Genomic DNA, 12,911 nt, shown 5'->3' with positions numbered 1-12,911 from the left:
GCAGGAGGTAGAATTTAATCTTAGTCGTCAGAGAATTCCTGGATATATTATTTGGTTTTTTCCAGACGGAGTATGTAATCAATTCCGCCAACAAATTCAGCACCATGTGTTAGCTTGTCAGTGGCAGGATCATATTCCCAGATGTAATCTTTGTCAACAGCATTGACCGCTATATAAGCTTTGCCATCTTCAACAATTACAGCCTGAACCATCCTTTCTCCTTTGTCGACAGGAAGAGCCAATTGTTTGATAAATGTTCCCGTTTTTACATCAATAACAGAATAGAAATGGTCTGCGTCAATAGATTCTCCGGCAGCTCTTGTTCTCACAATGGCTTTTCCGTTACCGATATACCACATAGCGGCACCCATCTCATTTGTAACTTTTGATGAGAAATCAAGGTAGTAAGTTGGGTCCAGTGTGCTCGAACCGCTTTTGATTCTGTACACAGCAGATGGCGATTTGTAATCGTAGTTACTTACCGGATCGCTGATGAAGTATATGTCGTTGTTTTCATCTACAAAAGAAGATGGCGCATAAATAGGAGAGCTTCCCGGAGCGGTTGAACGCGTATCCGAAACAGAAGTTTCAATTGTCATGGCCGGATAGCTGATTGTGGCTACGTTGAATTTTTGATATACCGGCATTGCAGGATAGTTCGTGAAATCCGAAGATCCGAAACCATACCCAAGGTATATTTTGCCAGCGCGATATTCAGCAAACCCAACATTATAAGTGTTAAAGCCGGTCGGAAGAGCTTCAAGATTAAGTTTTCCTGTTGTTACCGACATATCTGCAACTTTAATGATCGCATAACGCGCTTCGTCAATTCCAGCATTTTGTCCGATACCAAAAATGACAAGCGTCTGATCGTCAGCCCAGGTGTAGGAAGTCCAGTTCAGATATGTAAACGGAACTTCTTTGTCTGTAACTAAGGCGCCGTTGGTAACATGGTATTTTCCTAAGCGGCCGCTTCCAAAGTTGGCGTGGTAATAAAATCCATCTTTTTGAACGATATCCTGAGCATATACTTTACCCGTCATTTCTGCTCCATTGCCTTGTAAACTGATCGTACCCGTTGTTAACGAAGGAACGTCGGCGATGTAATATGCAGTATTTGGCCAGCTGCCTACACATAAAACAGCTGAATATTTACCTTCCTCGCTGCCTGCGTCTACCTTGTCGTCATCACTGCTGCAACTGTTTAAAGAAAGGGCAACAACCGCAACCAGCAATGCTTTTCCTGAAAAGCTAAAAATTTTGTTCATTTCTGTCTTGTTATAAAATATAAAGTGAATTGGATTATTTTAAAAAATATCGAAGCTTGACTGAAAATGCTCGTCCGGGTTTTTGCAATCTGAAATTGTCAAAAGCAAGGTCATCTGTAAGATTCCTGCATTCTGCTGATACATTGTAGCGACCGTCTTGAAATGAATAACTTAATGAAGCATTTTGGATAAACTGTGTCGGAATGCTTGATTTTCCGTTCACATTTCCATATGCTTCCCAGGTCAGATAGAACCAGTGAACATACTGGGCAAACCAGTTAAATTGCAGTCGTGAGCCTTTTTGGAAAACATTATTTTTTCCTATGCTGAGATTGGCATTGCCAAACATCCAGGGCTGGTTAGGAATTTTGTTTTTGTATGTAGCCTCGTAAGTAGTGGAAGCTGTACTTCCGAATTTGGTCATATTAACTGCACTTTGATAAGTAGCGTTAACATTAAAGGAAAGTAAATCAGAGTAATCGTACCGAACTTCGGCTTCAAAACCCGTTACTCTTACACTGGATTTATTTTCATTTTTCAAAGCTTTTGATCGCTGATCAGGCACAGGATAGATAAAGTCTTTTGCATTTCTGTAAAATCCTGACGCTTCCATGAAGAATCTGTGTTTGTCGATTCTGAAACCGTAATAAGAACCCAGATTTACGTTATCACTGCTTTCCGGTTTCAGGTCCGGGTTGGGTTGTACGTTTAATCCGTCACCAAAAACTTCTTCTACTTCCTGTAACCGGTAAGCGTGTTCAAGCGATACTTTTATTCCCAGATCAGGTAAAAGTTTGTAGCGTGATGCGATTCCGTATCCGTAATTGTTAAACTGGTTTTCAAGAACTCTATAAGCGTTGTCGACATATTTTTTTCTTTCCAAACCCAGACCGTAATATTTAGCGAAAAAGGTATTTACCCATTTCGTTTCCAAAAATTCCTGTTGATAAGCAACGCCCAGAATCTGCTTGTCCATCAAACCCGGCATATCATCTGACGATGTAAGCAATTCGTTGTAGCTTTCGTTTTTAAGATGATCAAGCGTATAATTGATATTGAAGGAGTGCTTTTCGTTAAGTGTATAACTAAGATTTGCACGAACAAATGTTCTTGGGCGGATGATGTTGGACAATGTTTTGATTGAGCCCATTTCAGTAGCTCCCTTTGCCGTCCAGGTGCCATCCCAGTAATATTGCCGCATAAGCGTGTCGGCAGTTACATAAGTATCTTTTGAATGTGAAGCGAAAAGGCTGAGATCAAGGCCATTCACCAGTAAATTTGTTTTTTTGTAACGAATTGTCCCATTGTAGGCCTTGCTGTTACGGGTTACATTACCATAAACAATGGTTTGTTCAAAACCGGTTTGCAGATCCTGTTTTCCCTCCGAATAACCAAAACCGCCATAGAGAACATCAGCCCATTTTTTATTTGAAACTCCAACTTCTACCTGACCCATGGCAGAACGATAATCGTCATGGAAACGGCGGGTATTGGTTGTTACAAAAGTAGCGCCGCTAAGATCTGTGATCTGGTTTCCATTTCTGGTACCACCTTCCAGGATTTCCACGTCTTTCATCTTGTAATTATTATTTGAATAATTAAAGAATGCGCTGGCTTTGACCGTTATGCCGGTTTTCGGATGAACATATTGTCCGGTTAATGAAGATCGATGGGTATTGAATGATCCGTAACTATGACTCAGATCAAGATAATTCGTTTGTTTTTGATTAGTAATAACGTTCACTGCACCTCCCATGGCATCAGAACCCAGCTGCACCGGCACTACACCTTTGTACACTTCAATACGTTCAGCCAGGTTGACAGGTATATTGTTCAGGGACATGGCACTTCCCATAATTTCCATAGGGACGCCGTCAATGAAATATTTTACAGCCTTACCGGAAAGACCATTAATCGAAAAATTAAAGCTGGATCCCAAACCACCCTGTTCGCGTATACGTACACCTGCGCTGCGGTTAAGCACCTGGTTAAGGTCTGCCGTGGTATTGGCATATTGTTTGGTTTCGATGGCATTGACGGTGAAAGCCTGTTCCTTAATTTCCTGCGTTTCCGTTTTTCCATGAACGGTTACTTCGTCGATAACTTTTGTATCACTTTTTAGTGTAAAACTGGATTTAAGGTGCTGACCACTTTTAAGTGTTACAGATTTTTCCTGGGTGATATGACCCACAGATGAAATAGTAAGGGTATAGTTTCCTGGTTTTGAGATATTTAGTTTATAAGACCCTTCTGAATCCGTTTGAGTGCCTGTTGATGTTCCTTTCAACATAACACTCACGCCCGGAAGTGTTGTGCCACCTTCATCCTGAATGATTCCTGATATTATAATTGTGTTTTGGGCGTGAACTGTCCCGCTCAAAAAGAGTAAACTGATAAAAAATATGAAGAGTAGAGATTTACCTGACTGCATTGGATTAGCTATAAATACTGGTTATTAAGAATCAGACCAATTTCATGTTCTGACCTTTTCTAACACGAAGTAGCATAACACGGAGATTCCCGAAGGTCTTATTGAGAAAAAAATATTATTTTTTCAGAGGAAGCGAAATCCTGATTTGATAGAGGGAAGTGATAGTGGTTTTAAAAAAAGAAACCTGTTACACGATTTTCAAGTCGGTCATATAAAACTACCTGGCAGCCAGAACAGTTACCGGCTAATCCTCATACAATTTTTCGACACGAAGTATGTAGTCAATGTCACCATCAAGTTTTAAACCTTTTGTCAGGGTTTCGGTATCAGGATTGTAAATCCAGATATAATTTCCAGCAGTGTCGGAATTGATAGAAATATAAACATTTCCCTTCTCTACAAGTACACACTGGCGTGAAGTACCTTTATCAAGTGGCAGATCCAGTTTTTTGATTGTTTTCTGTTTCAGGTCCAGTACATAAAATTCTATGTGAGGCACTTTGTAGTGATCTTCAACCCCTGTGAAAAGATCTCTCCTTTCACTGCGGAGAATGGCTTTTCCATTGCCAATGTTCCACAATCCATACCCGTGATTTTTGATGGATTCAGAAATATTCCAGAAGAAAGTACTATCAATTGTGTTTTCATCCTTCCTGATTCGATACAAAGCGGTTGGCTTATCCGGATGATTTCCCAAAGCAATTCCAGGGCAGGCTAGGAAATAAAAGTCGCCTTTTTCATCTTGAAAAGTGTTAGGCTGAGCAGTGTTCGCTCCTCCCGGATATGTGGATCTTGAATCCTTTAATGTTTTTTGCCATTTGAGCTCGGGATAGCTTAAAATGTCAACATAAGCGGTGTCGGTTGTTGAAAAGTTGCTGGAAGTTATGCTGTGGTAGCTATATCCAACCAGCAATTGTTTATTTCTCAGTTCGGAAAAACCAACAGACATAGAATTAAATGGAGCTTTTGGCAAAGCTACCGGCATAATTCCCAGCCTGGCTTTCATATTTTTTACATTCACTTTGGCATACCTCAACCCGGCATTTTTTCGGTCGTAAGAGATTAGGAGTAAGGTGTCCGGATGAACCCAGTTATAATTGTCCAGATAAGTCAGCGGTGCAATTTCAACTGAATCAACGGGAACATATTGATTGTTCTGAACCGTATATTTTAAGAAATAATGCGTTTTTCTATGCAGCCGGTAATAGAAACCGTCTCTGACGATAAGATCGAACCAGATCTGTTTTGGATAAGTCCGGGCTCCGTTTTTGACAGGATCTGCTTTTCCGGAAGACAAATTATCAACCTGGATAATGTATTCCTTATAATCCTTGGCCATCGTATAAATACTATACGTCCTGGTTTCCGGAGCACTGTTTTCGGAGCATCCGGATATAAAGCCAATACTGATAAGAAAAAGGATTTTAAAAAATGTCAGACTGCCTTGGGCACGCATCGTTACAGGGGAAGATTTCAAATATTAAACTGATCCATAATCTGCCTTTTTACAATTGGCGGCAAACCCATCAGCAATTTTTCGTCCATTACAATCAGCTCATTATCTTTCTTGTTTCTGTAATTAAGTGCGATGTAAGTTTCTCCCTTTTTAAAATTCATTTTACCGGAATTTCTTTTGGTAGTAGTGCATATATTTTTGAAAGAGAGATCAATATCCTTTTTAGGGCTGATTAAAATTGTTCCACAGAAATCTATTAAACCTGTGTTTGCATCAATACGGGCATTACTTTCCGGCCCCAGGGAGATGGTGTAATCTTTGGAATCAATCTCTTTATTTTCTGACAAAGAAACATTTGCCGAAGTAATTACAGATTCTTTGTTGTTTATTTTAAATAGCAAAAATGAAAAAGCAACCAAAAGTAAAACGCTGGCGGCAGCGGCCAAACCGAAAGAATTAAATCCTGAAATTGTATTGAATTGGAATCTCTTTTCTTTTGCGCCGGGAAGTGAAGAAGCAATATCCTGCCACATTTCCGCCTTTACATTTTCCTTGTGAAGGTTTTCTGGTAGAATAATTTCTATTTCAATATCATCGTCGAGCAGCCAATTTTCCACCATAGCGGATTCCTCGGGAGTACATTCTCCTTTATGGTATTTTTCGATAAGCTCTTTACTGACCGTCATGAAAGCCTCTTTTTAGAATGCAGAAGTACTTTTTAGTAAAAGTAGCATATCTAACGGTTTTACGAAGCAGGCAATAAAGAAAATCAACAGGAATATTCTGTAAGGTGGGATTTCAGCGAAGTTACGGCTTTGGAAATATGATATTCCACAGCTCTTTCCGAGATAAGAAGATCCGATGCAATTTCCTTGTTGGAAAGCCCTTGTTCTCTGCTCATTTTAAAAACTTTACGGCATTGGGATGGTAAGGTGTCAATCAGCGAAGTGATTCTTTCTTTAAGGCTGCTTACCAATACTTCGTTTTCAGTATAATTGAGCGAAGAAACCTGGCTTGCAACTATGATTTCGTGATGTTGTTCCCGGATTTTTTTGTTTCTGATATATTCAAAAACCTTGAATTTAGCCGAACGGACAAGATATCTTTCCACAGACTGATTAATTTCAAGTTCATCTTTTCTTTCCCAAAGCGACTTAAATATTTCCTGAACCATTCCTTTGGCAGGCTCAGTCTCGCCCAGATTGGCATAACAAACCGAAAAAACTTTCTCCCAATAAAGATTATAGATTTCCTTAAAGGAATCCTCGTCGATTTTGAATGAGATTTTTTCTGGCTGATTGATATGCATGATAATGCTGACGTCTTTCGAGACAATCTGTTTGCAAATATATATTCTTATTTATATCTAGTCCAAATAATTTGGAGATAATTTAGAAATTCGGGTATTAAGTTTGATGATTTAAGAAAATATTTGATGTGTTGAAGAGTTTAGAATCGCCGTTTGGATCGAATAATAACTATTGAAAATGGTTTCCCAACTCCGTCGAAGTTTTCTGAAATTTCAGAAGTTTTCGACAGGAGTTAGGAAATCCTTTGTTAGATTTATGAAAATGAATCCGTTTTTTTAATTCATTACTTACTTCGTAAACTTCACGAAATCAGTCACTAACCCGCCAGCTGTTACTGTGTTGATTTTCTCTGATTTTGAAGTTGCAGGATCATATTTATAAATTCCGTTCAGTTTCAAATCGGGATTGTAAACCGGGAGATAAAACTTGCCGTCGTAAATTTTTGAATTTGGATAGGCATATCCGGCAGTCAAAGGCATATCCGAAATAAATGTTGCCGTTTTTGCATTCATATCAAGTCTCGCCCAGCGTTGATTTGGACCGTAAAATGCAAGGTTTGTTAATTCAGAATATTCGGTTGCAGTGATTGTCTGATTGGCCAGTTTGGCAATGAGTTCAAGTAAACGCGGTGGATCCTGCTGACCTGAAATACACGCATAAACAATACCGTTCGCATCATAAATTGTACCCAAAACTAGCTGGAATAACAAATTTGGCAAACCAGCTGCACTAACCGGATTGAAAGAATAAGTCAGGTCAAAATCTGTCGTGCCTGCCGGAATTTTCAGGATTTGTGGTTTTGAACGTTTGGCAGAATTAGGGCCCAATTGGCCATCCAATCCATATTGGCCCTGCGTTACGATGTAGACGTTACCTTGTTCATCTACCAGTCCGTTCTCCGCACCTCTGGAAACAGGGTAAGTCGCCTGTGGGAACATCGCCGTTTTTTCCCATTTTTTTGTTGTCAGGTTGATCACTTCCACATACACATTTTCTGCATCATAAAACTGACCTGTTTTGCTGCTGTTGGTAAATAAGGTTGCAAACAAACGATTATCCGACTTGCGATAGGCAAGGTGGGTGTAGATATTCGTTTCATTTGCCGGGAAGTTTTGGGCAGAAGTCATATCAATCTGACCAATGTTTTCCATCGTCGTAGGGTTAAACAAAAACAGCGCTCTGTTTCCGCCAGTCGTGTAAATCCCAAGGTCATCACTGATGATTTTTATGGCTGAAACGTAATCTATAAGAGGAATTGCGGCGACCTCCACAATGGCTCCGGTACTTTTCAGGATCGCGAGTTTTGACACTTTTTTATCGCCATTTAAAGCAGCTCCATAAATGAAATTTTTGTAACCTGTTCTGATAGAAAAAGTACTATATGCAGCTTTCTTCGTCAGATCAATATCACCCGATGGAAGCTCATTGAAAAATCCTGCATAATAGCTAAATCCCGCTGTGGATTGAGAAATGGATGCCATCACGTATCCTTCTTCCTGATAAAGAGATTCCGGCTCAACATCAGTATCGGTTTTGTCACTGTCACCGCAAGAAAATAAAGTGGCAGATAAAAGAAGGCCTAGTAAAAATTTAGTTTTCATTCGTGTTTTTGTGTTAAGAGATGGACTGGATTTTAAAAAGTATGGGCTGAAAAAGTCAGTAATTATTAGAAATTCAAAAGTTGATAAATCAGTTTTACGTTGAAATTTGTACCTGCACGTGGCACCAGATAATTATCAAACAGCTTGGCATTCAGCAAGTTGATTGCATTGATGGAAGCAGTTAATCCATTGCTTGCGAACTTGTAGGAAAGTCCGGCGTCAACACGATGCTGAACGGGCACATAAGCCTCAGGTGTATTTTTCACACTATTTTCCTTACCAACGGTGATGTGGTTGAAAGGTGCGATATAAGTGTAGAAAACGTAGGCGCGGAATCGGTCTTGTGTTTTTAGCAAACCACTCTTTGCCCAGGCAAATTCGCTGTTGGCGTAGAAGTTGGGATTATTTGGGAATGCAGTTCCAACCAAAAACTGACTTTCCTGGATTTTGACTTTTGTAAATGTTTTACGCAGAAATGTAACATTGGTTTTGAGTGTAAAAGCGTTTTTGTAAGTCAGCGAAACATCACCTTCCACACCCACAGTTCTTACCTGATCCGCATTGTCGTACCTTTTCACAACACCATCACCAATAAAAATGATATCATGCTGCTGACGGTAAAAACCGTTTACGGTAGATGAAATATTCAGGATTTTGTTGATCGGGCGTGCGATAGAAAATCCTAAATTCAGATTGTCACTGCTTTCAGGAAGAAGATCCGTATTCCGGACAATATCTGCGCCATTTCCTACAAACTGGGCAAACAGTGGAATAAGATATCCTTTTTCGTAAGAAGTCCGGATAAACATTCCTGGTGCCAGATCATATTTTAAGCCTGCATTATATCCCCAGATTCCGCCTTTTTTCTTGAACAACTGAAAAGTATTATTTTCGGCACCATCCAGAATGTAATCGAATCTTTTAAGTGCTGTTGAAAACGTTAACTTATTCCAGAAAATACCTTCATACTGTACCCCAGCCACATTTTTTGTTAAATATTGAGGTACCCGTAAATAATCTTTTGCAGGATCTTCTTCCAGATAATCGATACCTGTCAATTTTTGTCTTGCATATAAATTGGATATCAGGAGCTTGTGATTGGCTGATAATTTGTAAGAAAAACTGGCCCGATTTACCAAACCTTGAATGTAAGTTTTGGTATATCCAAGTGAATATTCACCTTCTGTACCTTTTCTGCCTATTACTTTTCCGCTCCAGCTATAAACGTTGCTGGTAGTATCGATATAGATTAATTGCTGATCGCTGTAATTGAAGGTAGTCGAAAACAAGGCTTTTTCATTCCACAATGACTTGTCATATTTCAGAATTGCCGATAAATTTTTTGCTTCATAAAGTACCTCTCCAAAAGCGAGACTGGAAACTCTTGCGCCGTTTTGAAGTTGTTTGTCTCCGCTGGAAAGATTCAACGTTAATTTCAACTCATCGGCCCAGGGTTTGCTATGCGTGCCGATGGTTATGCCACCAAAGCCAATTCTGTATCTGTCATGAAAACGGTGAATTCTTTCTACCTTATTATTCTTTTCGTAGATCTGCGCATCCATTCCATAATTATTATCCGAGTAATTATAGGCTCCGGTTACGTTGACAAAATAATTTTTGCTGTTGGCCAGCCCTAATGAAAAATCGGCAAGATGGGTGTTGAAGGATCCCACATTATACGAAGCCCGCAACGAGTTGTATGATTTTTGTTCAGTAACCAAATTTATTCCACCACCTAACGCATCCGTACCTACGTCAACCGGAAGCACGCCTTTATAAACGTCAATGCGTTTCAGATTACCAATTGGCAGTGTGGAAATATCAAAATTGGGATACATAAATTCCATCGGAAGACCGTCAATATAAATCCTGACAGCATTTCCCCGCATTCCGTTAATTGACACATCAGAGGTTTCGCCCAGGGAGCTCGACCGGCGAATTCTTACACCGGAAAGCCGGTCTACAACGTCGGTGATCAGTACATTTTGGCTGACCACATTCTTGATTTCAACACTACTGATCGCAATCGGTTTTGTTTCAAGAACCTTTGATTGCTTCTCGGACGTGACAGTTACTTCATTCAGCTCGGTTGCGGCATTTTCAAGATTGATCTCTTCAAAAACAGATTTGTTGTGAATTTTTACAGTTTTTTGAAGCTTCTTAAAGCCGATATGGCTGATAATCAGTTTGTATTCTCCCTGACTGACACCTGAAATTTTAAACTTTCCCTCCTGATCCGTCAGCGCGGAGTAATTTGTATTTTGTAAAGAAACATTTACTGAGGATAAGGCATCATCGTTTGCATTCTTAACAATACCATTTATTTCAAAACTTTGTCCAGGAGAACAAAAGGAAATAAAGCATAGTAAAATGGGGAGTAAAGTTATTCTCATAAAGGTTGGATAGTGAATTTTGCCCAAATGTAGATATATTATTTATAATTGGAATAAATAATGATAAATATTTTTTTGAATTTAACATGTTTCCCGACTTGTATTTTTCTCAGGAAGGAGTCATGAACTGATTCTATTTATATCAAAAATTGGTGACTTAGTTGAAAGTCCGGATGCTGCTGCGGGTAAGCAGGTAGCCATTCCATGCAACTGTAATCGCAAAAACATTAGCTATCTTTACCGTTCTGAAAAAATGAAATTTTAAAAATGGCTGTACAGAAATATAATGATCGTGTCAAGGTAAAAGTTAAAAACCATCCGGATACGTGGATGATTCTTGAACATGAAAACATCAAAAAAGGCGCAACTACCAAATTTACCGGCAAGGTGAAATGCAGAAATACGGTGACCGGAGAAGTGAAATTTTTTAGTGAAAACAGTTGTGAACTGGCTTAAATTATCCTGACTCAAATCAGAATATTTGATATTTGAAACAAAAAACTGGCAACTGTGAGGTTGCCAGTTTTTTGTTTTTAGTCCAAACGATGATGCAAAAGTGGCTGATTTGAAGCGTGTGAACGAAATTAAATAGTTTGGGAATTTGTACCGAAATGGATTAGGTACAGTAGATTTTGTGTGATCATTATTTATACTAGTAAATCCCTAACCCTTAGATCGATGAAACATATTTCATTTATTCTGCTGTTATTTTTCGTTCATTTTTTGAAAGCACAAAGTCCTGCTGAAAACTATGCAGTGGATCCAGCCTCGGAAGAGCAGCCGGGTGTACCAAAAGGTGAGGTATTGAAATTCACCTTTGAAAACTCCAAAATATTTCCGGGAACCTGGCGTGAATACTGGGTTTATATTCCGGCTCAATATAAAGCAGATAAGCCCGCTTGTGTGTATGTCAACCAAGACGGAATTCAGTGGAAAGCGCCAACGGTTTTTGATAATCTGATTCATAAAGGCGAAATGCCGGTTACCATCGGCGTTTTTGTAATGCATGGAAAAGTGAAGGCGGAGAATTCAAATGAAGCACTCGACCGTTTTAACAGGAGTTTTGAATTCGACGGATTGGGCGATGCTTATGCGAAATTTATTCTGGATGAAATTTTACCCGAAGTCGAAAAGCAAAAAGCAAGTGATGGCCGAGCTATAAAATTATCAAAAAACGGAAATGACCGGGCCATTGGCGGATCAAGCAGTGGAGCCGTTTGTGCTTTTACGGCAGCCTGGGAAAGGCCGGATGCGCTCACCCGGGTTTTCAGCGCAATTGGAACCTATATTGGTCTGCGTGGTGCTGATCGTTACCCGACTTTAATTCGAAAATACGAACCCAAACCGTTAAGAATATATTTGCAGGATGGTAGCAACGACCTCAACATTTATGCCGGCGACTGGTGGATGGCGAATCAAACAATGCTTCGCGCCTTGACTTTTTCAGGTTACGAAGTAAATCACCAGTGGGGTGAGGGAGGGCATAATGGGAAACAGGGAACTGCCGTTTTTCCCGATGCTATGCGTTATTTATGGAAAGACTGGCCTAAATCTGTGCCGACTGGAAAAAGCCAGAATCAGTTTCTCTCGACGTTGTTGCTGCCCGAACAAAACTGGGAATTGGTTGGAGAAGGATATCGATTTACCGAAGGTCCAACCGTAAATCAAGCCGGCGATTTGTTTTTTCAGGATATTCCAAATGGAAAAACATATAAAGTTGGGAATACTAATAAGGTAGAAATTGTCAATGAGACTTCGTATAATGCTACTGGTGCCGAGTTTGATAAAGACGGGAATCGCTATGAAGTTGCCCAAAAAGCATCGTCGATTGTTAAGTATTCGCCGGATGGGAAAAAGGTGGATATTGCGACTAACATCGTTGGAAATGATTTGACTGTTGCAAATAATGGAAATGTCTATGTAACGGTTCCCGACGGTAAAGAAAAACCGTCCTCAATTTTTCTGATCAGGCCAAACGGAGAAAAAGTCGAGGTCGATAAAGGTCTGCTTTATGCCAACGGACTGACACTTTCCCCGGATCAGACCTTACTATATGTTACGGAATCGGCCTCGCATTGGGTTTATGCTTATCAGATTTTGAAAGACGGAACATTGGGAAGCAAGCAAAAATTTGGCTGGCTGCATGTACGTGACGTCGACGAAAATGCCTGGGGAGACGGCCTGACCTGTGATCGTGACGGGAGGATTTATGTTACCACAAAAGCGGGAATCCAGATCCTTGATCAAACCGGCCGGGTAAATGCAATTTTACCAACTCCTAATGGAAATGCTTCCAATGTGGCTTTCGGCGGAAAAGATTTTAACATTCTCTTTGTCACTGCAAATGACAAAGTCTACAAACGTAAATTGAATGCAAAAGGAGCGAATAACTGGGATAAACCAAATAAACCAGAAGCTCCCAAATTATAGAAGTTCAGCTTTTTAATTGTTT

At 39.8% G+C, this 12,911-nt stretch carries 9 protein-coding genes; 2 read left to right on the top strand and 7 right to left on the bottom strand.

What is annotated here, in order from left to right; all coding sequences use genetic code 11:
* Nucleotides 1–47 precede the first annotated feature (47 nt).
* From IEE83_RS15590 to IEE83_RS15560, 7 genes are all read right to left on the bottom strand, one after another.
* On the bottom strand, nucleotides 48–1,268 hold the full coding sequence (locus IEE83_RS15590) for a DUF4374 domain-containing protein (protein WP_194121463.1): 1,221 nt from the start codon (nucleotides 1,266–1,268) through the stop codon (nucleotides 48–50).
* 34 nt (nucleotides 1,269–1,302) lie between these two features.
* A complete protein-coding gene (locus IEE83_RS15585; RefSeq protein WP_194121462.1) occupies nucleotides 1,303–3,699 on the bottom strand; it encodes a TonB-dependent receptor in 2,397 nt (798 codons plus the stop codon).
* Nucleotides 3,700–3,943: 244 nt separating this feature from the next.
* Nucleotides 3,944–5,176, bottom strand: a complete 1,233-nt coding sequence (locus IEE83_RS15580; protein WP_194121461.1) for a DUF4374 domain-containing protein — start codon at nucleotides 5,174–5,176, stop codon at nucleotides 3,944–3,946.
* Entirely contained in the window at nucleotides 5,173–5,841 is a 669-nt protein-coding gene (locus IEE83_RS15575) for a hypothetical protein (protein WP_194121460.1), read from the bottom strand. The genes IEE83_RS15580 and IEE83_RS15575 overlap by 4 nt, the downstream gene beginning before the upstream one ends.
* 83 nt (nucleotides 5,842–5,924) lie before the next feature.
* Nucleotides 5,925–6,464: an RNA polymerase sigma-70 factor gene (locus tag IEE83_RS15570; RefSeq protein ID WP_194121459.1), complete on the bottom strand. Its 540-nt coding sequence runs from the start codon at nucleotides 6,462–6,464 to the stop codon at nucleotides 5,925–5,927.
* A 288-nt stretch (nucleotides 6,465–6,752) separates the two neighbouring features.
* Complete coding sequence (locus IEE83_RS15565; RefSeq protein ID WP_194121458.1) at nucleotides 6,753–8,066, bottom strand: DUF4374 domain-containing protein; 1,314 nt, start codon at nucleotides 8,064–8,066, stop codon at nucleotides 6,753–6,755.
* Between the two features lie 65 nt (nucleotides 8,067–8,131).
* Entirely contained in the window at nucleotides 8,132–10,459 is a 2,328-nt protein-coding gene (locus tag IEE83_RS15560; protein ID WP_194121457.1) for a TonB-dependent receptor, read from the bottom strand.
* A gap of 267 nt (nucleotides 10,460–10,726) precedes the next feature.
* Between IEE83_RS15560 and IEE83_RS15555 the strand changes: the two genes are divergently transcribed.
* On the top strand, nucleotides 10,727–10,915 hold the full coding sequence (locus tag IEE83_RS15555; protein ID WP_194121456.1) for a hypothetical protein: 189 nt from the start codon (nucleotides 10,727–10,729) through the stop codon (nucleotides 10,913–10,915).
* A 222-nt stretch (nucleotides 10,916–11,137) separates the two neighbouring features.
* The gene (locus IEE83_RS15550) at nucleotides 11,138–12,889 is read left to right on the top strand and encodes an SMP-30/gluconolactonase/LRE family protein (protein WP_194121455.1); all 1,752 of its coding nucleotides are present in this window, start codon (nucleotides 11,138–11,140) and stop codon (nucleotides 12,887–12,889) included.
* The last annotated feature ends 22 nt before the right edge of the window (nucleotides 12,890–12,911 follow it).

Origin of the sequence: Dyadobacter subterraneus (assembly GCF_015221875.1) — a bacterium.
In the GTDB taxonomy this organism is placed as follows: Bacteria; Bacteroidota; Bacteroidia; order Cytophagales; family Spirosomataceae; genus Dyadobacter; species Dyadobacter subterraneus.
This window is presented reverse-complemented; position numbering and strand designations above follow the sequence as displayed.